Below are 20,391 nucleotides of genomic sequence, written 5' to 3'. Positions count from 1 at the left end.
GGCGGCGCCAGACCGACCTGGGGGCAACCGGCTGTTCGCCCCGCCCCCACGGCCCGCGTTCAAACGGCTAGGTCATCGCGGACCACCAGTCCGCATAAGGACTGTTGCGCGCCATGTGCCGGTTGAAATCCGCCGCGCCGTCGGTCCACCAGACAGGGCCGCGCTCGCCAAGGGCGCGTTTGGCGGCATCGACCTGGGCGCGGGCGTCCGCCTCGGCCGCGTGGTCTACGGCCTTCAAAGCCCGGCCGACCGCCCGTCTCGCCGCCATCAACTGTCGAACCAGGTGGTCTCGCTCAGGCTCCGGCAGGGCTGGGTTGCTCCGCCGCCAAAGCCGGCCGCGAACCACGAAATAGCGGCCGTCCGGCGTTATGGGATAGCGGCTGTCGCTCAGGTCTTGCTCTTCGGCGCTGTCTTGGCCTGCTGCTCGCGCAATCCGCCGGCCGAGACCTCTATGAAGCTGACCTTCACGCCGGACTTGACCTTGCTCGCCAGTTCCTCCGCGTCCCAGTTGGTCAGGCGGATGCAGCCGTGGCTGAACTTCTTGCCGATTTCCTTGGGTGCGTCCGAGCCATGGATGCCGAAGGTCTCCTTGCTCAGGGCGATCCAGACGCTGCCCACAGGGCTGTTGGGGCCGGGCGGCAAGGTCAGCTTGCCCTTCACGCCGGGCTGGCTGTAGGTCAGCCGCTTGGGATCGAAGGTATAGGTCGGATCCTGGGCCACCCCGGTCACGGTCAGCAGGCCCTCGGGCGCCGGCCGCTCGTCGCTGCCGATGGTGGCCGGATAGAAGGCCAGCAGCTTGCCTCCTGCGTCATAGGCTCGCAGCGCCTTGTCCGCCTTGTCGACCTCGATGAGCGCCACATCGGCGGGCAGCCTATCGTCGCCCGGCTGGGCCACGACGATCTTCGTCCCGGCTTTGGCGAAGTCCACACCGGGATTGAGTTGGTCCAAGAGCTCCTCGGTCATGTGGAACTTCTCGGCAAGCGCCTCCTTGGGGCTTTCGAAGCCCATGGCGGGCAGCTTGGCCTGTTCGGTCATCTTGTCGCCCAGGGTGACGAAGGGACCCTTCACGTCCTCCTCGGTGATCACATAGTCGCCCAGCACCGGACGGCCATCGCCGCTGGTCAGCGCGGTGAACACCGCCTCGTCCAACTCGCCATCGACGGGCAGGCCTTTCGCCTCCTCGAAGGCGGCCACCGCCTGGCGCAGGTTCTCACCGGCCGTGCCATCGATCACGCCGGGCGAGAACTTGGCCCGGTCGAGCAGCACCTGGGCGCGCAACACCGCCGGGGTCCGCTGGTCGGCCGAGGGCGGGGCGGCGAAAGTCGCGGAATTGACGGCTCCCGGCGCCAGACCGCCGGCCAGTGGCGGGGCAGGCGTGGGTCCGACATCCTCCTGCGGCGGGATCGGCGGCTTGTCGTCCTGGCCGCCACAGGCGGCAAGGGCGAGGGCCGAAACAGTCAACAGGGCGAGCGTGGTGGCTTTTTTCATGCCCAACCAATTCGCTGTCGGGCCGCCGGTTCCGTCAGACCGGTTCGCCCGTCCATTCCCAGTGCCAGGGCTCGAAGGCGTAGTTGACGAAGCCGAACCGGTGGGCGTTGCGCACCAGCCAGCGATAGGCGGGGTCCCGCGACTGGGCCAGCCGGTTGGCGTTTGCCGTGGAAGCCGGATCGCGGCCGGCGGCCATGCCGACATGCAGGTCCAGCGCCAGGCCGGTGCGATGCGCCGAACAGAGGGTGCGGCGAAGGCCATCGCAGTTGCCGTCGGCCTCACACCGCAGCGCGTCCGCCTCTGGATCGCGGAAGGCGGAGAAGATCTTCAAAGCCTCGGGCCGGGCGAAGATTTCCGGCGCCTCGGCCCGCGCCGCCGCGATCATCCGGCGATAGGCCGCCAGGGTTCCCGGCCGCAGCTGCATCGGCCGGCCATAGACCTCCTCCACGCCGGCGAAGGTGAGGTCGGCGGTGGGCGGCGGACAGTCCTCTGGCCGGATCTTCGAGAACGGCCGCCTGCGATGCCAGGCCTGCTTCATGATCTCGAAGTCGGCGGGGCGCAGCACCCCGTCGCGACTGGGCCCATGCCGCCGTTGCCACTCGGCCAGGGCGGCGGCGAACCCCGGCTGACCGAAGCCGCAGGCCGTCCCGATTTCGGCGGCGATGAGCGGGCCATAGGTCTCCCAGCCCACCTCCTCGGGTCCGAACGGCGTCCAGACCAGGCTGATCGCCGACCCGCTGTTGGCCCGCGCCGCCTCCGTGTACTGTGTGGCCTCTCCGCAATCCCCCGTCTCGACGGCTCTCGGCGGCGCCAGCGGCCGCTCGGCGAAGGTCTCGCCCTGGTAGGGCTCGGACAAGGCCGGCGCCCTCGGCCGCGGGTCAGGCTTGAGCAGCAGCCAGCCGCCGATCAACACCCCAACGCCGACCAACGCCAGAAGCGCCGTCCAGCGCAGGAGCCGCATGATCCAGCCCCCTATGGCGGCGAGCGCGCCCATCGCAGTCCTCCGGACCCCATCGGCCCACGGCGCAGGGAGCGCGTCAACCGCCTGAAGGTTCAAGCCAGGCCAGCACGCCCCGTCCCGCCGCCACCCCGGTGGCGATACAGCCTTGCAACAGATAGCCGCCGGTGGGCGCCTCCCAGTCCAGCATCTCTCCAGCCACGAACACCCCGGGCAGCCGGCGTAGCATCTGGTGTTCGTCCACCTCGCCCAGCGCGATCCCGCCGGCGCTGGAGATGGCTCGCTCCAGCCCCTGGACCCCGCTCAGGGTCACGGGCAGCGCCTTGATCCGCGTCGCCAGGTCTCGCGGCCCCTCCGGCACCGGCCCGGCCTCCCGCAATAGCCCGATCGCCGCCGGCGACAGACCCGCCGCCTTGCGCAGGAAGTTGGACAGGCTGGCCCCGCCGCGTGGCCGCGCCAGCCGCTCGGTCAGCGCCCCGACGCTCCGTTCCGGCTTCAGGTCCAGGGTCAGCACCGCCGACCCCTCGGCCGTGACCGCCTCCCGCAGGCCTGCCGACAAGGCATAGAGTCCCCCGCCTTCCAGGCCATAGCCGGCGATCATTGCCTCGCCCCGCACCGTGCGGCCCGCATGGCTCAGGGCGATGGCCTTCAACGGCTGGCCGGCGAACCGCGCCCGGAAGCTCTCGGACCAGTCCACGGTGAACCCCATGTTGGCCGGGCGGAACGGATTGATCTCCACCCCCCGCCCGGCCAGCAGCGGCGCCCAGGCGCCGGTCGATCCCAGCCGGGGCCAGCTGGCGCCGCCCAACGCCAGGACGGTGGCCGCCGGCGCCTCGACCTGCCGCTCGCCGGCTGTCTCGAACACCAGCCCGCCGGCCTCGTCCCAACCGCGCCAGGCGCTCCGCAGCCTCAGCTCCACGCCCAGACCGCCGAGCCGCGCCAGCCAGGCCCGCAGCAACGGCGAGGCCTTCATCGCCCTGGGAAACACCCGCCCGCTGGAGCCCGTGAAAACAGCCTGGCCCAGACCCTCGGCCCAGGCCGTCAGCGCCGCCGGGTCGAACGACGTAAGCCGCTCGCCCATCCAGCCGGCCGCCTCGCCATATCGACCGACAAACCCCTCCATCGGTTCCGAATGGGTCAGGTTCAGCCCACCTCGTCCGGCCATCAGCAACTTGCGGCCCGAGGAGGGCATGGCCTCGTGAAGCCGCACCGCCCACCCGGCGGTCGCCAGGGTCTCGCTCGCCGCCAGCCCGGCGGGCCCGGCTCCGATCACGGTGATAAAGGGCGCGCGCGTCATGCCTCTTCCCTAAGCTCTGGTCGCAAGCCTGTGAACGGCCGTGATGGAAAGCGCTGGCTTCGGCGACGTTTTAGTAGCGGCAAATTTTATCTCGCCCGGCGTGAACCATCGGCCGGGTGATGCGCTAATCCTTCGTGCAAAAAACCGGAGGGAACATCCCATGCGTATCGTGACCATCGCCGTTGCCGCTGTCGGCGCCCTGACCCTGGCCGCTTGCGGCAGCCCCGCCGAGAAGGCCGCCGAAAAGCAGGCCGACGCCGTCGAACAGCAGGGCGAAGCGACCGCCGACAGCCTCGAAAAGCAGGCTGACGCCCAGAAGGACGTCGGCAACCAGGCGGCCGGTGAGGCTCTCGACCAGAAGGCCGACGCGGTGGAAGAGTCCGCCGACAAGACCGCCGATGCGATCGAGCAGAAGGCTGAGCAGTAAGCTTCGTCTTCAGCGCCGCTGAGCAAGCGCCCTCCGGCCCGGCCGGGGGGCGTTCTGCATTGTGGGCTATGGCTTGAGCAGCGCCTCGGCCCGCCGCGTGACCGCAGACAGCCGCGGCCCCCACTCCGCCGCCAGGGCTTCGGGATCATCGCCTCGCACCGCGAACAGCGGCCCGTCCCAGACTATCGCCCCGCGCCCGAACGGGACCGGAATCATCGCCCCATCCCAGCTGCCCAGGCGAATGGCCGGCGTACAGGCCAGCCCGACCAACATCACCGGCGCCCCGGTCACCCGCGCCAGGGCCGGCGTCCCGGCCTGCATCACCTCGTTGGGTCCGCGCGGACCGTCGGGAGTAATGGCGATGGCGCCCTGCTGGCCGACCCAACGGATCATGTCGCGGAAGGCCTGCTCGCCGTGCTTGTTCTTGCCCGGATCGGACTTCTTGGCGCTGCTGCCCCGGATGGCCGGAAACCCCACCGCCTGCATGGCCAGGGCGATGAACTCCCCGTCGGACGAGCGGCTGATCAGCGCTCGCATGTCATGCCGCTCCGGCGCCTGGGGCCAGCTCTTCGGCGACAGCGGAATCCGTCCGTGCCAGAAACAGAGGATCGCCCCCTTGCCGGCATAAGGCGCCTGTCCGCGATACCAGCCGGCCCAGACCGCCTCGACCTGCTCCTGCCCCTCGCGCCGCCAGCGCATGGTGGCGAAACACAGCCGCAGCCACAGGGCGAAGATGTCGGCCAGGAACCGCTGCACGCTTTCCGACCGGAACCACTGCTTCATCAAGAGGTGGACTCCTCAGGCGCGGTCTCCAGATCCTGGGCCCGCGCCAGCCGCGCATAGAGCCCGCCCTTGCGGCGGATCAGCCCCGCATGCGTCCCGGTCTCCACCACCCGGCCCCGCTCGATGACATAGATGCGGTCGGCGTTCTTCACCGTCGACAGCCGGTGGGCGATCAGGATGGTGGTTCGGCCGGCCATCAGCCGATCCAGCGCCTGCTGCACCTGCACCTCGCTCTCGGTGTCCAGGGCGCTGGTCGCCTCGTCGAGCAGCAGGATGGGCGCGTCCTTCAGGAAGGCGCGGGCAATGGCGATCCGCTGCCGCTGCCCGCCCGAAAGCCGGGCGGCGCCCTCGCCAACCACGGTGTCGTAACCCTCGGGCTGCTCCAGAATGAAGTCATGCGCCGCCGCCAGCCGCGCCGCCTGCTCGACGTCCTCATCGCTGGCCTCGGGCCGGGCATAGGCGATGTTGGCCCGGATGGTGTCGTCGAACAGGAACGGCTCCTGGGTGACCAGGGCGATCCGGTCGCGCAGCGAGGCGATGGTCGCCTCCCGCACGTCCATGCCGTCGATAGTCACTTGGCCGGCGCTGACGTCATAGAAGCGCGGGATCAGCGACAGGATTGTGCTCTTGCCACCACCCGAGGGTCCGACCAGGGCGATGGTCTCGCCGCGTCCCGCCTCAAGGCTCACGTCCTCGATGGCCGGCGCCCCGCCGCCGTAGGCGAACGACACACCATCAAACCGGACGCGCCCGTCCACATTGCTAAGCCGCCGCGCGTTCTCGGCCTCACGCACCTCCGGTTCCACGTCTAGGGCGGTGAACAGGCGGCTGGCCGCGGTCATGCCTTCGGCAAACACGGTCTGCAGGTTCGCCAACTGGCGCAAGGACTGCCCCGCCATGGTCAGGGCGCCAAGGAAGACCGTGAAGTCCTGGATGTTCATGGCTCCGAGCGAGGCCCGCCAGCCGGCGTAGACGAACACGCCCGCGACGATCACCATGGTCAGGAATTCGGTGACCGGGGTCGCCTGGGCCCGGGCGTTGGCGCCCTTGATGATGTGCCGCTGGCGCTTCTTGACCGCTTCGGCGACCCGAGCCTCCTCGTCGGCCTCGCGGTTCTCCATCTTCACCACGCGCACCCCGTCCAGGCCCTCCATCAACAGGGACGACAGGATGCCCGTGGCGGCCATGGCGCCTCGGGCGGCCTTCTTGGATCGGCGCGAAAACCGTCCCATAACCCGGCTGATGAACGGCGCCAGGATCAGGACGCCCAGCGCCATCTTCAGGTCGGTCTCCAGCATCACCACCAGACAGCCCAGAACGATCAGGACGTTCTGGGTGTAGTTGACGATTGCCGTGGTTGCCGCCTCGCGCATCAGGCCGGCGTCATAGAGAACCTGGGAAACGAAAGCTCCCGAGTGGGTGGCCCTTAGCCGGGCCAGATCGGCCCGAACCATGCGGCCGAACAGATCGACCTGGACATCCCCGACCAATCCATGGCCGATCCGGTTGACCAGGGTCGCCTGAACGATCTGGGCCAGCGCCTTGCCCAGCGCCAGGCAGATGATGGTGACCGGCACAACCCACAGGCCCTGGGTCGTGGGCTGGTCGATCAGGGTAATGGCAGGCCCCAGGGTGCTGACCAGCAACGCCGACAGGGCCGCGCTGATTACCGCGCAGACCAGCGCGACCGTCACCCCCTTCCACCGTGGCTTGAGGTAGGTCCGCGCCACGCGGCCCGCCAGCTGGCGGTTGGTCATCTCGGCGGGGGCGGCGTCGCTCATGCGGCGGCGGGGTTCTTTCGCTGTCCTCTCCCTCGAGGTGGGGGAAGGGTTTGCATCGGCGCGGTCACCGCCTACTTAGGACGCTCTGCGATGGAGCGCCACTTGTCCGGCTACGACTTAAGCACCAGCGGGGGCCGTCTGCGCGCCAATTGGGACTTCTTTTGGAAGGATCACGCCTTCCTGCGCCTGAGTTTCTCCAACGCCCACTGGATCGGCCCCGACATGGTCCGCGCCGCCCAGCCCTGGCCGTTCCAGCTCGCCTATTGGAAGCGCGACGGCATCAAGACCATCATCAACCTGCGCGGCGGCTTCGACGCCTCCTTCTACGCGCTGGAGAAAGACGCCTGCCAGCGCCTCGGCCTGAAGATGGTCGACTTCACCATCACCTCCCGCGCCGTCCCCACCCGCCAACAGGTGCTGGACGCCCGCACCCTGTTCCAGACCATCGAGTACCCGGCGCTGATGCACTGCAAGTCCGGCGCGGACCGGGCCGGGATCATGAGCGTCTTCTACCGCCACTTCCACCTGGGCGAGTCGATCCGCGACGCCATGACCGAACTGGGCCTGCGCACCCTGCACGTGAAACAGGGCAAGACCGGCGTGCTGGACTACGTCTTCGAACGCTACCTCACCGAGGCCGAGCCCCAAGGCCTGACGTTCCTCGAATGGGTGATGAGCGACGCCTACGACCCCAAGACTATCAAGGGCGACTTCCAGGCCGCCTGGTGGGGCACCCTGGTGACGGACCGGCTGCTTAAGCGCGAGTAGCTACCCGGGGAACCGCTCGAAAACCGGAATCCCTTCCGGCCGCGCATGGAACGGCTGGGCGTCCGCCATCTGCATGGCGATGGCCGGGGTGACCACCGCCGGGTTGTCCAGCGTGCCCACCTTGACGATCGCCGCCGGCAGCGTCTGTGGCCTGGCCATCAGGTGCGACCCGCAGTCGGCGCAGAACTCGCGGGTCACCGCCCCCTCCAGGTCCTCGCGCATGAAGGCCTTGGGCGCGCCCTTGGTGTAGGTCACCCCGCTCACCGGAAAGGCGATGAAGACGTTCGGCGAGCCGCCGGAAATGTACTGGCATTCGCGGCAATGGCACTGGCCGCTCATCATCGGATCGCCGTCCAGCGCGTAACGCACCTTGCCGCAATAGCAGCCGCCCTCGAGATGCATGGTCATCCTCCCGTCCTGTTGGAAGGAACCATGACTCCGGCCGGCCAGCTTGCCTAGTGGTGGTCGGCGTCCAGGCTGGGGTCGAGCAGCTTGTGGGCGTGGATGATGAAGTAGCGGGCGTGGGCGTTGTCCACGGTGGCCTGGGCGCGGGCCTTCCAAGCCTTGTGGGCGTCGGCATAGCTGGCGAAGGCGCCGACGAACTCGACCTTGTCGAGGTCGGCGAATTCGATGGCCGTGACGTTCTTCAGTTCGCCGCCGATGACGAGGTGCAGGAGCTGCTTGTCGGGCATGGTCTGTCCTTGGGGAAGCTATCTTTCCAGGTCGATATGCCGGACGCGCTCCAGGATCAACGGGTGCAGGCCCGGCGCCGCGCAAACCACCGACGGCATCGAGGGCACGGGCTTGTTGTAAGCGAAGGGCCGGCCCTTGTGATCGGTCAGCACAGCGCCGGCCTCCGCGCAGATCAGGTCGGCCGCCGCCACGTCCCATTCGCTCTTGGCGCTGAGCGCCAGGGCCGCGTCGAACCGACCGTCCGCCACAAGGCACAGGCGGTAAGCGATGGAGTTGCGGGTCTCGATCCGCATCGGCGGCCAGGGGGTCGGCCAAGCGGGGTGACCGAACATCTTGGCGTCCCCCAGCATGCCGCTGTTCTCGATGAGGCGAACGTCACTGGCGCCGACCTCGAGCCCGTTCCGCCGCGCCCCGCTCCCGGCCTGGGCCTCATAGGTCTCATCCAGGTCGGGCGCATGCACCACCGCCGACACCGTTCTCCCCGCCTCGACCACGGCGATGCTGACCGCCCAATAGGGCTTGCCGTTCATGAAGGAGACCGTGCCGTCGATCGGGTCGACCACGAACAGCCTTTCTCGCTCCAGCCGGGAGGGATCATCCGCCGTCTCCTCGGACAGCCAGCCATACTCCGGCCGCGCCTGCATCAGCATGGCCTTCAGCAGGGCGTCGACCTCCAGGTCGGCGTTGGTCACCGGCCCCATGCCGCCAGCCTTCTCGCGCGACCGCAGGCCCTCGGACCTCAGGTCCCGGGCCGTCTCGCCGACCGTGCGGGCGGCTTCGCTGATGAGCTCGAGGTCGTTCACGATCCGGCGATGGCCAGCCCGTCGACCAGCAGCGACGGCGAATCGTGGCTGCCCTTGATCTCCAAGTCGGTCCCCGGAATCAACCGTCCGTAGATGTCGACCAGGTTGCCGGCCACGGTGATCTCGTTGACCGGATAAGCCAGTTCCCCGCTCTCGAACCAGAAGCCCGAACAGCCGATCGACCAGTCGCCGGTGTTGGCGTTCAGCGACGGCCCGAACATCGAGGTCACCAGCAGCCCGGCCTTGGCGTCGGCCATCAGCCCGGCCAAATCCTTCTCCCCGCCGGTCAGGATGACGTTCGAGGTTCCGGTCCCCGGCGGCCCGGCCAACCCGCGCGAGGCATGCCCGGTGGTCTCCATCCCCAGTTGCCGGGCTGAAGCCGTGTTAAGCAGCCAGGTTGTCAGCACGCCCTCGTCGATCAGCGCCATCGGCTCGGTCACCACCCCCTCGTCGTCGAACGGGCTGGAGCCCAGCCCGCGCCGCCGCAGCGGATCATCGAGGATGGAAATGTTCTCGCTGAACAGCCGCTGGCCCAGCTTGTCCTTCAGGAACGACACCCCCCGCGCCACGCTCGGCCCGGAGATGGCCCCCAGGAACGGTCCCAGCACACTGGCGGCGATGCGGTTCTCGAAGACCACCGGCGCGGTGGTCGAGGCAATCTTGCGCGCGCCCAGCCGCTGCACGGCCCGCCGTCCGGCCTCGGAGCCGATCCAGCCGGCGTCGGGCAGGTCTTCGTTGTGACGCACGCTGCGGCCTTCGCCGCCGCGCTCCATGCCCGCGCCCTCGCCGGCAATGGCGCTGGCGCTGATCGAGAAGCCGGAGGTGCGGTGGGCGCCGAAGAAGCCATGGCTGGTGGCCAGCATCCAGCGGTTGGACGACCAGGCGGACGAGCCGCCGTCCGAGTTGGTCACCCCCTGCACGGCGCGGGCAGCGTCCTCGGCTTCGCGGGCCCGCGCCTCCAGCGTCTCGGCGGAGGGCTCGAAATCGTCATACAGGTCGAGGTCCAGATGCGGCCCCTCGGCCAGCCGTTCCCGCGGCGCCAGTCCGGCATAGGGGTCTTCCGGCGCCAGCCGCGCCATGGCCACCACGCGCTCGACCAGCTTGGCGCGGCCGGTCTCGGAGATGTCCGACCCCGACACCGTCGCCTGTCGCTTGCCGACGAAGACCCGTAGGCCCAGGTCCCGGGCCTCCTCGCGCTCGACCTCTTCCAGCTCGCCCAGCCGGACCGACACCGACAGGGCCTGACGTTCGGCGTAGGCGGCCTCGGCCGCATCGGCCCCGGCGGCCAGAGCGGCGCCGACGAGGTCGTTCAACAGGGTTTGATCCATGCAGGGCTTATGGGTGCCCGGCGTCGCGCTCGCAAGAGGGCAGGGGACGGGCTCGCCGCGGCCGCGATGGAGAAGGTTTCGAGCCGCTGTCGCTCGGCGTGCCTGTCCCCGGTGGTCCGCGCCAGATCGGGGACAGGTACGCCGCGCCAGCCCGGAGCGCGCTCGGTCAGGTCCGCGCAGCGGCGAACCAGTCCCCTAGCCGATCGAGAAGAACAGGCAGGATGCGATGATGAAGATGTAGGCCAGCCAGGTCAGCACCACCCCGCCGGTGCGCAGCATCGAGATGCCGCCGCTGTTACTCAAGCCGATGGCGTGCGCCACCCGACCGAGCAAAAGGATCAGCCCGCCGATATGGATCAGCACCCCCGGCGCGCCGGTCCCCTCCAGCACCACCAACCCGATCAGGGCGGCTGGGATGTACTCCACCGCATTGCCCTGGGCCCGGATCGCCTGGGCCAGTTCGGGAATGCCGTCATCCCCCAGCGCCACCTTGTGCTTCTGGCGCTGGCGCACCACCAGCAGGGACAGCACGAGCAGCAGCAGCAGGTTCAGGCCGACCCACAGCGCCGCCGCGTGGCCGAAGGTGGACTCGGTGAGCATGCGCGGGTTCCCCGTCCTTGGAAGCGGGGGATTAGTCGCTCATTCGGCCGGCGGATCAATAGGGCTCAACGCGGCAGTTCGCGGCCGATCGGATACAGCTTCCAGCGGTCATCGAAGAAGGGCGTGCGCTCGTAGAACCAGGAGAGCCGCGCGTCGGGATTCTTGGCGAACTCCGGATCGGCGGCCAGCTTGGCCTCGAACGCGGCCTTCAGGCCCGGATCCTGCGCCAGCATCTTCTCGGCCATCGGGGCGATGGCGTAGCCCTCGATGTATTCCACCCGGTTCAGCACCTCCGGGACCATGCCCCAGGCGAAGAAGCTTTCCGACGACTGCGGCTCAAGCAGCAGCACGACGATGTCGCCGAGCGGCTGGTCGGTGGAGATCCGCACCGAGCCCTTCGGATAGACCCAGTCGCGCCGGAGCGGGGTGACCTTGCTCACCCGGATCGGCACATGGCCCTCGTTGGTGGCGGCGGCGACCTTGGGGTCGTCCAGGCGCAGCATCTCCACCGAGACGGTGCGGGGGGCGTCGAGCGTCTCCATGACCACGCCGTGGATCTTCAGCCGCTCGATCAGGTCGGCGCGATAGGCCGGGACCCAGTAGGCGGCGGGGCGCTTGAGGGTGAGGGTCGGCTGGGAGCCGTAGAAGGGCATCTGCCAGAGAACCGGGTCGGGCTTGCCCAGCCAGCGGACTTCACGGCCGCCGGACGCCGGGCTGTCGTAGAACTCGAACTGGATGCCCTTGAAGTCGCGCGTGCCGTCCGGCTTGTCGTCCGCTGCGAAGTTGGCCGGGATTTCCGCCGGCCGCAGCGCCGCGTCCTTGGCCGAAGCCGCGCGCAGGTCGCCGCCGCGCTGGGCCAGCACCCTCAGCGATTGCTCGATGAACACATAGGTCCCCAGCACCCGCTGCTCATGGGGTTTCAGGCTATGGTTCTCGATCAGGATGGTCGGCACATGGGCGGCCGCGCCCCAGCCGTTGGAGAACCGCTCGCCCAGGCCCCCGTCGCTGAGGCCCTTCTTCGGATCGCGGTCGTCGATGGCGAAGACCAGCGCGCCGGGGATATGACCCTGGGCTTCCAGAGCCCTGTACATCGCCGGCTTGAAGTGCTCGTCCAGCCACTTGGCCGAGGCCGGACTGCGCGACCAGCCGCCGTCCTCGCCGTTGTATCCGAAGGTCACATCGTACTGGTAGTCGATGCCGTCGGTGACATGGACGTCCAAGTACAGGTCCGGCCGGACCCTGTTGGCGAAGGCCCGTACCGCCCGCATCTCGGGCTGGTCCAGCTTCATGTAGTCACGGTTGAGGTTCTGGTTGGTGGCGGTGTTGCGCCAGCCCTGGATGCGCGGCCCGCGCTGATTGGGCCGGCTGTAGGCGCCCGACCGCTCATGGCCATCGACCGACAGGATGGGGATGAGGATCAGGTTGACCTTATCGATCAGGTTGTCCCGCCCATAAAAGGCGATGTCCCGCAGGATCATCATCCCGGCGTCCTTGCCGTCGATCTCGCCCGGATGGATGCCGGCCTGGACCAGCAGCACCGGCTTTTTGGGATCGAGCTTCGCCCCATCCTTGGACGCGATCACCGCATAGATCGGCCGACCCTCGGGCGAGACGCCGAACTCCTCGATCCGGATCAGCGCGCTGGCCGCATCGAGCTTGTCGAACCAGGCACGGGTATCGACGTAGTTGGGCGAAAAGTCGTGCTCGGCGTCCTGCTCGAAGCCGCTGGCCCAGGGATCGGTCGCCGGCCGCAGCAGGGCCTTGGACTTGCCGTTCCACTCGGGCGCCGGCGGCAGGAAGGGCTGATCCCAGGGCTTGGCGTTGGGCAGGTCGGGCTGGGACATGGCGGGACTCGACAACAGAACAAGGGACGAGAGAACGGCGGAGAAGGCCAGTCGCATGGTTATTTCCAGATCGGCTTGCCGTCGCCGGGCAGGCCGAGACGGGACCACATCTCGCTGACCCGGTCCACCACAGCGCGATCCATGACGATCTTCTCGCCCCACTCGCGGTGGGTCTCCGGCGGCAGTTTGTTGGTGGCGTCCAGCCCGATCTTGCCGCCCAGCCCGCTCTCCGGGCTGGCGAAGTCCAGGTAGTCGATGGGGGTGTTCTCGATCACGGTGATGTCGCGGCCCGGATCCATCCGGGTGCTCAGCGCCCACATCACGTCCTTCCAGTCGCGGGCGTCGATGTCGTCATCCACGACGATGACCCACTTGGTGTACATGAACTGGCGCAGGTAGCTCCAGACGCCCAGCATCACCCGCTTGGCGTGGCCGGGGTAGGCCTTCTTCATGCTGACCACGGCGATCCGATAGCTGCAGCCCTCGGGCGGGAGCCAGAAGTCGACGATCTCCGGAAACTGCTGGCGGATCAGCGGGATGAACACCTCGTTGAGCGCCTCGCCGAGGATCGAGGGCTCGTCCGGCGGCCGGCCGGTGAAGGTGGTGTGGTAGATGGCATCCTTGCGCATGGTGATGCAGCTCACCTGGAAGACCGGGAACTTCTCGACGCTGTTGTAGTAGCCGGTGTGGTCGCCGTAGGGCCCCTCGTCGGCGTACTCGTCGAGCAGCACATGGCCCTCGATGACGATCTCCGCCTGGGCCGGCACCATCAGCGGCACCGTCTTGGCCGGCGCCAGGTCGAGCTTGGCCCCGCGCAGCAGGCCGGCGAACTGATACTCCGACAGGGTGTCCGGCACCGGCGTCACCGCCGCCAGGATGGTGCCCGGATCGGCCCCGATCACCGCGCAGGCCGGCAACGGCTCGCGCTTTCCCGCCCCCTTGTGACGGCCATAGTGCTGGGCCCCGCCCCGGTGGGCCAGCCACCGCATGATCGCCCGGTCCCTGCCCAGAACCTGCATGCGGTAGATGCCGAGGTTGTAGTCATCCTGCTTGCTGTCCGACGGCCCCTTGGTCACCACCAGCGGCCAGGTGATCAGCGGCGCCGGCTCCCCCGGCCAGCAGGTCTGCACCGGCAACCTGCCCAGGTCGATGGCGTCGCCCTTCATCACCACCTGCTGCACCGGCGCGCTCTTCACCTCGCGCGGCCGCATCGACAGCACCGTGCCGGCCAGCGGCAGCAGGTTGAGGGCGTCCTTCATCCCGCGCGGCGGCTCGGGCTGGCGCAGGAAGGCCAGGAGCTCGCCGACCTCGCGCAGCTCGGCGCCGGTGGTGCGGGGCTTGCCGCCAAGGGTCACCCCCATGGCCACCCGTTTGACCGTGCCGAACAGGTTGGCCAGGCAGGGCATCTCCGACTTGGTCCCGTCGGCCTTCAGCACATTGTCGAAAAGGACCGCGGGGCCGCCGGTGGCCAGCAGCCGGGTGCAGATCTCGGTCATCTCCAGCTCGGTGGAGACCGGTTCGCTCACCCGCACCAGTTCGCCGGCCTTCTCGAGGGTAGCGATGAAGTCGCGGAGCGAACGATAGGCCATGAAGCGATCCTTTTGCTGTCGGGTCGATCTAGCGCTCTTCGCCGCCGGGGGAAATGCAAGGGCTGGGATGACGGCGTGTGAGGCATTGTGGGCACGGACGCGGCTAATGTGGCCTAGGGGACATTACGATGTTGCGATGCATTCTCATCGCGACTATCTGCGAGCCCTTCTCAATTGATGAGGGTGTGCCTCGATGCGCTTTGCTCTTCTGGCTTCGGCCGCGATGGTTTCGGTTCTGGCGGCGGGCGCCGCGTCTGCTCAGCAGTCGCAGGAGGGCGAGGTCGAGGCGGTGGTCGTCACCGGCTCCCAGGTCGAGCTGCCCCGTCCGTATGAAGGCGGCCAGGTGGCCCGTGGCGGCCGGGTGGGCATGTTCGGGGCGCTGGACGTCATGGACACCCCCTTCTCCACCACCAACTACACCGAGGAGCTGGCCCGCAACCAACAGGCGGTGAGCGTCGGCGACATCCTCCAGAACGACCCGGTCGTCCGGGTCGCCAAGGGCTTCGGCAACTTCCAGGAGCTGTATGTCATCCGGGGGTTCCCGGTTTACTCCGACGACATGACCTACAACGGCGTCTACGGCATCCTGCCGCGCCAGTTCGTCGCCGCTGAATTCCTTGAGCGTGTCGAGGTCTTCCACGGCGCCACCGCCTTCCTGAACGGCGCGGCCCCGGGCGGCAGCGGCGTCGGCGGCGCCTTCAACCTGGTTCCCAAGCGCGCTCCGGACGAGGGCCTGTCGCGCCTGACCGCCGGCGTCGAGGGCGGCGGCGCGATCTACGGCGCGTTCGACGGCGCCAACCGGTTCGGCGCCGACGGCCGGTATGGCCTGCGCCTCAACATCGCCGGCCGCGACGGCGAGACCTCGGTCGAGGACCAGGAACGCCGCCTGCTGCTCGCCGGCCTCGGCTTCGACTATCGCGGCGAGCGCTTCCGGTTCTCCGCTGACATCGGCATCCAGGACCACCGCATCGACCGGCCCCGGCCGAGCGTGACACCCACCGGCGCCATCCCCAGCCCGCCGGACCCCGACAAGAACTTCGCCCAGCCCTGGACCTACACCGACGAGCGCCAGCTGTTCGGCGTGGTGCGCGGCGAGTTCGACGCCACCGACGACATCTCGCTGTGGGTCGCCTTCGGCGGCCGCGACGGCAAGGAAAGCAACGTCCTGGCCAACCCCAATGTCGACGCCACGGGCGCCATGACCGCCTACCGCTTCGACAACACCCGCGAGGACAGCATCCTGTCGGCCGATCTCGGCCTGCGCTGGACCTTCGACACCGGCCCGGTCGCCCACCGCTTCGTGCTCTCGGGCGCGGCGACCAGCCTGGAATCGCGCAACGCGTACGCCTTCTCCAGCTTCTTCACCCCCTTCGCCACCGACCTCTACAACCCGGTCGATGCGCCCAAGCCGGCGGCCACCTTCTTCGTCGGCGGCTCGGCCAGCGACCCCCACGTCACCGAACGGGTCGATAACCGCAGCTTCGCCATCGCCGACATGCTGACCTTCCTGGACGACAAGGTGATCGTCACCCTCGGCGCCCGCTGGCAGGAGATCGACACCGCCACCTACGACTACAACACGGGCGCCCGCATCGGCGGCTACAAGGCCGACGCCATTACCCCGGCCGTGGCCGTGGTCTACAAGGCCACCGACCAGATCTCGATCTACGCCAACTACACCGAGGCCCTGATCCCCGGCCAGATCGCGCCGGCGACCAGCGGCGGCGTCCCGGTGGTCAACGCCGGCGAGGTGCTGGACCCGTTCCGCGGCCGGCAGGTGGAACTGGGGCTGAAGTTCGACACCGGCCGCTTCGGCGGCACGGCCAGCGTCTTCTCCATCACCCTGCCCAGCGCCTTCGTGCAGAACAACCGCTTCGATACCAATGGCGAGCAGGAGAACAGGGGCGTCGAGTTCAGCGTCTTCGGCGAACCGGCCGAGGGCCTGAGGGTGCTGGGCGGCCTGACCTGGGTCGACGCCGAGCTGACCAAGACCGCGGGCGGTGCGCTGGACGGCACCCGCCCGATCGGGGTTCCCGAATGGCAGGCCAACGCCAATCTGGAGTACGACCTGCCGTTCGCGCCGGGCCTGACCCTCGACGGCCGGGTGGTCTACACCGGCGAGCAGCCTGCCAATGCGGCCAACACCGTGGATCTCGACAGCTGGACCCGCCTGGACCTCGGCGCCCGCTACACGGTGACCATCTCCGAGAAGCCGGTCACCTTCCGCGCCCGGGTCGAGAACGTCACCGACGAGGCCTACTGGGCCTCGACCGGCGGCTATCCCGGCGCCAACTACCTGGTGCTCGGCGGGCCCCGCACCTTCGTCCTCTCGGCCTCGGTCGACTTCTAGTGGCGATGAAGCCGGGAGCGGTGCGGGCCTGGTCCCTGGTCCACAAGTGGACCAGCCTGGTCTGCACCCTCTTCCTGCTGATGCTGTGCCTGACGGGCCTGCCGTTGATCTTCCACCGCGAGATCGACGACGCGCTCGGCCACGACAAGTGGAAGCCGGCCAATCCGTCCGGCCCCCTGATGGACTACGACCAGGTGCTGAAAGCCGCCCTGGAGCGCAATCCGGGCCACGTGCCGCTGTTCATGAGCTTCGACACCGACCGGCCGGTGGTCAATGTCACCAGCGGCCCGACCCCGGACGCCAAGGAGACCGACATGGTCTTCTCCCCCATCGACCAGACCAGCGGCGATCCGGTGCCGGATGTGCCGGGCGGCGGGGTGATGGACTTCATCCTCCAGCTGCACACCGACATGTTCCTGGGGTTGCCCGGCATGCTGTTCCTGGGCGGTATGGGGGTGCTGTTCACCGCCTCCATCGTCTCGGGCGTGGTCGTCTACGCCCCCTTCATGCGCCGGATGAAGTTCGGCACGGTCCGCAGGAGCCGCTCCTCGAAGCTCAAATGGCTCGACTATCATAACGTGCTTGGCATGGTGACCGTCGCCTGGGTGCTGGTCGTCGGCCTGACCGGGGTGATCAACACCCTGGCCGACCCGATCTTCGAAACCTGGAAGACCAACCAGCTGGCCGCCCTGACCGCCCCCTACAAGGGCGAGGCGCTGCCTGCGAAGATCGCCTCCGTGCAGCAGGCCGTCGATACCGCCCGGAAGGCCATGCCCGGCATGACCGTGCAGTTCGTCGCCTTCCCCGGCGGCGGCTTCTCGACCGACCACCACATGGCGGTCTTCCTTCACGGCAATACGCCGCTGACCAAGCACATCGCCGAGCCGGCCCTGATCGACGCCCGCACCGGCGCCCTGACCGCCGTTGAGAAGATGCCCTGGTACGTGGAGACCCTGGCCCTCTCCAAGCCGCTGCACTTCGGCGACTACGGTGGCCTGCCGCTTAAGATTATCTGGGCGATCCTCGATCTCATCACCATCGTAGTGCTGGCCAGCGGCCTCTACCTCTGGCTCGGCGGTCGGCGCAAAGCCGTGGCGGTCGAGCCATGAGCAGCTTTCTGAAGATCTTCGGCTGGCCGACGGTCCTGGCCATCCTGTCGCTGATCGGCCTCGTCGGCGCCCTGGTCGGCGACGGCCCCTGGGACTGGCTGTCGTGGCTGTGCCTGGGCTTTCCCCTGGCGGTGCTGGGCTGGGTGCTCAAGACCCGGCGGAGTTAGCCTCCCACTCCCTGACCATCGCCTTGGTCACCATCTTCCGCCAGCGCCGCTCGAGAAGGCCCCGGAGCTGGTCCGGATTGAGCGTCTCGAGCCGGGCCAGGACGATGGGATAGTTCCGGTAGTGGTCAGTGAAGTGGAAGGTCTGCGGCTCCATTTCGATCAGCAGGTCCCGCTCATCGAACGGCACCTCCTGGATCACGGCGCTGTTGTCCTCGCTCCGGATGCGGGTGAAGAACTTGCCCCGCACCTTGAAGCTCGGCACGCCATAGCTGGTCCCCGCCTCGCAGGCGGGGAATTCCAGGGCGATGGCGGCGAACTCCTCCGGGGTCATGTCTTGGTCGCCCCCTACTTCTTGGTAGAGAGCGCCTCCTTCAGGCCGGGCGCGTACTCGGCCCCGTGCGGCACCTGGATCGAGGAGCCGTTCAGCACCGTGCCGTAGGGCTCGGCCCGGCCACCCAGGCATTTGGCCAAGAAGTGCTCTTCCGTGGCGGTGAACGCCATGTTGTTCACCGGCCGGGCAAAGCCGTGGCCCTCGTCGGGGAACAGCACGTAGGTGACCGGGATGTTCTTGGCCTTCATCACCTCGACGATCTGGTCGCTCTCCGACTTCTTGACGCGCGGGTCGTTGGCGCCCTGGCCGATCAGCAGCGGCCGCTTGATGGCGTCCACCCGGTTGATCGGCGAGCGATCCTGCATCAGCTTCAGGCCCTCCGGCGTATTCGGATCGCCCAGCGCCTTGCGCCAGATGCTGAGGCCCGAGGTCCAGTAGGGCGGGAAGGTGTCGTACAGGGTCTTCAGGTTCGAGGGCCCGACGATGTCCACGCCACAGGCGAAGGTGTCCGGGGTGAAGGTCATCCCGACCAGGGTGGCGTAGCCGCCATAGCTGCCGCCCGTGATGGCGACCTTGTCTTTCTGGGCGATGCCGCCCTTCACCGCCCAGTCGACGGCGTCGATCAGGTCGTCGTGCATCTTGCCGGCCCATTCGCCGTCGGAACTGCGGGTGAAGGCCTTCCCGAAGCCGGTCGAGCCCCGGTAGTTGACGCTCAGCACCGCATAGCCGCGGTTAGAGTACCACTGGTGTGCGCCGTTATAGCCGTACCGGTCCCGCGCCCACGGCCCGCCGTGCACGAACAGCACCATCGGCACCGCCTTGTCGGGCTTGCCATCGCCGTCCGGGTCGGTCCCGGCCGGCAGGGTCAGGTAGGAGACCAGGGTCTTGCCGTCCCGCGACTTGATCTCGACCGGATACATGGCCGCCAGGGTCTGGCCCTCCAGCTCCGGCCGGCTGGTATAGAGTTTGGTCAGTTTCCTGGCCTTGCGGTCGTACAGCCAGGTCGAGGCCGGCGCCGTCACCGGGTCCACCCCGACGATCCAGCGGTCGTCGGCGTCGGTGCGCGAGGCGATGCCGATCTCGCCCTTCAACTCCGTCTTGAGGAAGTCGATGTCGGCCTGGATCGCCGGGTCCAGCGCCTTCCAGTCGTTCTTCAGATAGTTGACGACATAGGCTTCCAGCTTGCCGGTCGTTGGATTGAACAGGGCCGGCGCGACATCGGCCTTGTCGCTTTCGGCGATCAGGGTGGTCTTCCCGGTCGCCCAGTCCTGCGCCACGATGGCCGTCTTGTCGCGGCCACGGGTATCGGCCCAGTAGAGGGTCTTGCCGTCCTGGGTGAAGCCCAGCGGGCTGGTGTCGTTGTCCTGGAAGGAGACCTGGGTGAAGGGCTTGGCCTCGGCCTTTCCGTCGACGATCTTGAAGTAGTCGACCGAGCCATCGTCGTTCACCTTGGCGGCGATGCGCGGGACCAGCTGTTCGTCGGCGGTCATGGCGCCGAAGCCGTCGTTGCGGAACACCTCCTTCATGGCGCCGGTCTTCAGGTTGATCTCCCAGGCGTCGTGCCATTTGGGATCGCGATTGTTGACCCCGACCAGCACGGTGTCCGGCCGGTCCTTGCTGGTCCCGGCCACATAGACCCGGGTGTTCTCGAAGGGCGTCAGCGCCTTCTGGGCCCCGGTGGTGATATCGACGCCGTAGAGCAGGAAGTTTTCATCGCCGCCCTTGTCGTTGACGAATAGGATGGTGCTGCTGTCCTGGGCCCAGAAGTACTGGCGGATCGGCCGCTGCTTCTCGTCGGTCAGCGGCTTGGCGGCGGCCGGATCAGCGGCCGGCGCCACCCAGATGTTCAGCACCCCGTCGCGCGGCGCGATCCAGGCCATCCACTTGCCGTCCGGGCTCAGCCGCCCAGCGGTCTTGGTCGGGTTGCCGAAGAAACTGGCCCGCGGGATCAGCGGCGCTTCGGCTGCGGGAGCGGCGGCCACCCAGGCCCCCGCGGCGAGGGTGGCGGCGAAGGCGGCGGTCAGGCCGGCGGCGGCATAGCGCATGGAAAGCTCCTACGAGACGTGGCGCGCACT

Annotated in this window: 20 protein-coding genes; 5 read left to right on the top strand and 15 right to left on the bottom strand. The window is 68.4% G+C overall.

Features of this window, described 5'->3' with window-relative positions; translation table 11 throughout:
- Positions 1-67 precede the first annotated feature (67 nt).
- From GVN21_RS20875 to GVN21_RS11645, 4 genes are all read right to left on the bottom strand, one after another.
- Entirely contained in the window at positions 68-268 is a 201-nt protein-coding gene (locus GVN21_RS20875) for a hypothetical protein (RefSeq protein WP_240902888.1), read from the bottom strand.
- Positions 269-387: 119 nt separating this feature from the next.
- A complete protein-coding gene (locus GVN21_RS11655; protein WP_166574914.1) occupies positions 388-1,488 on the bottom strand; it encodes a L,D-transpeptidase in 1,101 nt (366 codons plus the stop codon).
- Positions 1,489-1,522: 34 nt separating this feature from the next.
- Positions 1,523-2,482, bottom strand: coding sequence for a D-alanyl-D-alanine carboxypeptidase family protein (locus GVN21_RS11650; RefSeq protein WP_166574913.1), 960 nt, complete (start codon positions 2,480-2,482; stop codon positions 1,523-1,525).
- A 43-nt stretch (positions 2,483-2,525) separates the two neighbouring features.
- Positions 2,526-3,743, bottom strand: a complete 1,218-nt coding sequence (locus GVN21_RS11645; protein WP_166574912.1) for a TIGR03862 family flavoprotein — start codon at positions 3,741-3,743, stop codon at positions 2,526-2,528.
- 160 nt (positions 3,744-3,903) lie between these two features.
- On the opposite strand from GVN21_RS11645, the gene GVN21_RS11640 reads away from it, so the two are divergent.
- On the top strand, positions 3,904-4,170 hold the full coding sequence (locus GVN21_RS11640; RefSeq protein ID WP_166574911.1) for a hypothetical protein: 267 nt from the start codon (positions 3,904-3,906) through the stop codon (positions 4,168-4,170).
- 66 nt (positions 4,171-4,236) lie between these two features.
- Here GVN21_RS11640 and GVN21_RS11635 read toward each other — a convergent pair whose 3' ends face one another.
- Complete coding sequence (locus GVN21_RS11635) at positions 4,237-4,953, bottom strand: lysophospholipid acyltransferase family protein (protein ID WP_166574910.1); 717 nt, start codon at positions 4,951-4,953, stop codon at positions 4,237-4,239.
- On the bottom strand, positions 4,953-6,734 hold the full coding sequence (locus tag GVN21_RS11630) for an ABC transporter ATP-binding protein (RefSeq protein WP_166574909.1): 1,782 nt from the start codon (positions 6,732-6,734) through the stop codon (positions 4,953-4,955). Before GVN21_RS11630 ends, GVN21_RS11635 begins: the two co-directional genes overlap by 1 nt.
- 102 nt (positions 6,735-6,836) lie before the next feature.
- Here GVN21_RS11630 and GVN21_RS11625 point away from each other — a divergent pair, with 102 nt between their 5' ends.
- Entirely contained in the window at positions 6,837-7,502 is a 666-nt protein-coding gene (locus GVN21_RS11625; protein WP_166574908.1) for a protein tyrosine phosphatase, read from the top strand.
- Here GVN21_RS11625 and GVN21_RS11620 read toward each other — a convergent pair whose 3' ends face one another.
- The 7 genes from GVN21_RS11620 to GVN21_RS11590 all read right to left on the bottom strand — a co-directional run bounded on the left by GVN21_RS11620 (position 7,503) and on the right by GVN21_RS11590 (position 14,359).
- Positions 7,503-7,910, bottom strand: a complete 408-nt coding sequence (locus GVN21_RS11620) for a GFA family protein (RefSeq protein ID WP_205690041.1) — start codon at positions 7,908-7,910, stop codon at positions 7,503-7,505. It abuts the gene before it with no gap.
- 47 nt (positions 7,911-7,957) lie between these two features.
- Positions 7,958-8,194 carry a DUF4170 domain-containing protein gene (locus GVN21_RS11615; RefSeq protein WP_166574907.1) on the bottom strand — a complete coding sequence of 79 codons (237 nt, stop codon included), beginning with the start codon at positions 8,192-8,194 and terminating at the stop codon, positions 7,958-7,960.
- 18 nt (positions 8,195-8,212) lie between these two features.
- Positions 8,213-8,998: a 3'(2'),5'-bisphosphate nucleotidase CysQ gene (locus tag GVN21_RS11610; protein ID WP_166574906.1), complete on the bottom strand. Its 786-nt coding sequence runs from the start codon at positions 8,996-8,998 to the stop codon at positions 8,213-8,215.
- On the bottom strand, positions 8,995-10,326 hold the full coding sequence (locus GVN21_RS11605) for a TldD/PmbA family protein (RefSeq protein WP_166574905.1): 1,332 nt from the start codon (positions 10,324-10,326) through the stop codon (positions 8,995-8,997). Before GVN21_RS11605 ends, GVN21_RS11610 begins: the two co-directional genes overlap by 4 nt.
- Before the next feature lie 195 nt (positions 10,327-10,521).
- On the bottom strand, positions 10,522-10,926 hold the full coding sequence (locus GVN21_RS11600; protein WP_166574904.1) for an MAPEG family protein: 405 nt from the start codon (positions 10,924-10,926) through the stop codon (positions 10,522-10,524).
- A 65-nt stretch (positions 10,927-10,991) separates the two neighbouring features.
- Entirely contained in the window at positions 10,992-12,770 is a 1,779-nt protein-coding gene (locus GVN21_RS11595) for a M14 family metallopeptidase (RefSeq protein ID WP_240902887.1), read from the bottom strand.
- A gap of 59 nt (positions 12,771-12,829) precedes the next feature.
- The gene (locus tag GVN21_RS11590) at positions 12,830-14,359 is read right to left on the bottom strand and encodes a UbiD family decarboxylase (RefSeq protein WP_166574902.1); all 1,530 of its coding nucleotides are present in this window, start codon (positions 14,357-14,359) and stop codon (positions 12,830-12,832) included.
- A gap of 193 nt (positions 14,360-14,552) precedes the next feature.
- Between GVN21_RS11590 and GVN21_RS11585 the strand changes: the two genes are divergently transcribed.
- Genes GVN21_RS11585 through GVN21_RS11575 form a run of 3 tightly spaced genes read left to right on the top strand, consistent with a single transcriptional unit; the run spans position 14,553 to position 17,985 of the window.
- Positions 14,553-16,709, top strand: a complete 2,157-nt coding sequence (locus GVN21_RS11585; protein ID WP_166574901.1) for a TonB-dependent receptor — start codon at positions 14,553-14,555, stop codon at positions 16,707-16,709.
- Between the two features lie 20 nt (positions 16,710-16,729).
- Complete coding sequence (locus tag GVN21_RS11580; RefSeq protein WP_346764252.1) at positions 16,730-17,818, top strand: PepSY domain-containing protein; 1,089 nt, start codon at positions 16,730-16,732, stop codon at positions 17,816-17,818.
- Positions 17,815-17,985 carry a hypothetical protein gene (locus tag GVN21_RS11575; protein ID WP_166574900.1) on the top strand — a complete coding sequence of 57 codons (171 nt, stop codon included), beginning with the start codon at positions 17,815-17,817 and terminating at the stop codon, positions 17,983-17,985. The genes GVN21_RS11580 and GVN21_RS11575 overlap by 4 nt, the downstream gene beginning before the upstream one ends.
- Here the strand turns inward: GVN21_RS11575 and GVN21_RS11570 are convergent.
- Both GVN21_RS11570 and GVN21_RS11565 read right to left on the bottom strand, forming a co-directional pair.
- Positions 17,966-18,316 (bottom strand): MmcQ/YjbR family DNA-binding protein, encoded by a 351-nt coding sequence (locus GVN21_RS11570; protein ID WP_166574899.1) that lies wholly within the window; start codon positions 18,314-18,316, stop codon positions 17,966-17,968. The two genes, GVN21_RS11575 and GVN21_RS11570, sit on opposite strands and share 20 nt — an antisense overlap.
- 14 nt (positions 18,317-18,330) lie before the next feature.
- Positions 18,331-20,361, bottom strand: a complete 2,031-nt coding sequence (locus GVN21_RS11565; protein ID WP_166574898.1) for a S9 family peptidase — start codon at positions 20,359-20,361, stop codon at positions 18,331-18,333.
- Between the last annotated feature and the right edge of the window lie 30 nt (positions 20,362-20,391).

The organism is Caulobacter sp. SLTY (assembly GCF_009905535.1).
GTDB lineage: Bacteria > Pseudomonadota > Alphaproteobacteria > Caulobacterales > Caulobacteraceae > Caulobacter.
This window is presented reverse-complemented; position numbering and strand designations above follow the sequence as displayed.

Coding starts and splice junctions, on each gene's coding strand:
- GVN21_RS20875 (WP_240902888.1), bottom strand. CDS start 268: ATGGCGGCGAGACGGGCGGTCGGCCGGGCTTTGAAGGCCGTAGACCAC.
- GVN21_RS11655 (WP_166574914.1), bottom strand. CDS start 1,488: ATGAAAAAAGCCACCACGCTCGCCCTGTTGACTGTTTCGGCCCTCGCC.
- GVN21_RS11650 (WP_166574913.1), bottom strand. CDS start 2,482: ATGGGCGCGCTCGCCGCCATAGGGGGCTGGATCATGCGGCTCCTGCGC.
- GVN21_RS11645 (WP_166574912.1), bottom strand. CDS start 3,743: ATGACGCGCGCGCCCTTTATCACCGTGATCGGAGCCGGGCCCGCCGGG.
- GVN21_RS11640 (WP_166574911.1), top strand. CDS start 3,904: ATGCGTATCGTGACCATCGCCGTTGCCGCTGTCGGCGCCCTGACCCTG.
- GVN21_RS11635 (WP_166574910.1), bottom strand. CDS start 4,953: ATGAAGCAGTGGTTCCGGTCGGAAAGCGTGCAGCGGTTCCTGGCCGAC.
- GVN21_RS11630 (WP_166574909.1), bottom strand. CDS start 6,734: ATGAGCGACGCCGCCCCCGCCGAGATGACCAACCGCCAGCTGGCGGGC.
- GVN21_RS11620 (WP_205690041.1), bottom strand. CDS start 7,910: ATGACCATGCATCTCGAGGGCGGCTGCTATTGCGGCAAGGTGCGTTAC.
- GVN21_RS11615 (WP_166574907.1), bottom strand. CDS start 8,194: ATGCCCGACAAGCAGCTCCTGCACCTCGTCATCGGCGGCGAACTGAAG.
- GVN21_RS11605 (WP_166574905.1), bottom strand. CDS start 10,326: ATGGATCAAACCCTGTTGAACGACCTCGTCGGCGCCGCTCTGGCCGCC.
- GVN21_RS11600 (WP_166574904.1), bottom strand. CDS start 10,926: ATGCTCACCGAGTCCACCTTCGGCCACGCGGCGGCGCTGTGGGTCGGC.
- GVN21_RS11595 (WP_240902887.1), bottom strand. CDS start 12,770: ATGTCCCAGCCCGACCTGCCCAACGCCAAGCCCTGGGATCAGCCCTTC.
- GVN21_RS11590 (WP_166574902.1), bottom strand. CDS start 14,359: ATGGCCTATCGTTCGCTCCGCGACTTCATCGCTACCCTCGAGAAGGCC.
- GVN21_RS11585 (WP_166574901.1), top strand. CDS start 14,553: ATGCGCTTTGCTCTTCTGGCTTCGGCCGCGATGGTTTCGGTTCTGGCG.
- GVN21_RS11575 (WP_166574900.1), top strand. CDS start 17,815: ATGAGCAGCTTTCTGAAGATCTTCGGCTGGCCGACGGTCCTGGCCATC.
- GVN21_RS11570 (WP_166574899.1), bottom strand. CDS start 18,316: ATGACCCCGGAGGAGTTCGCCGCCATCGCCCTGGAATTCCCCGCCTGC.
- GVN21_RS11565 (WP_166574898.1), bottom strand. CDS start 20,361: ATGCGCTATGCCGCCGCCGGCCTGACCGCCGCCTTCGCCGCCACCCTC.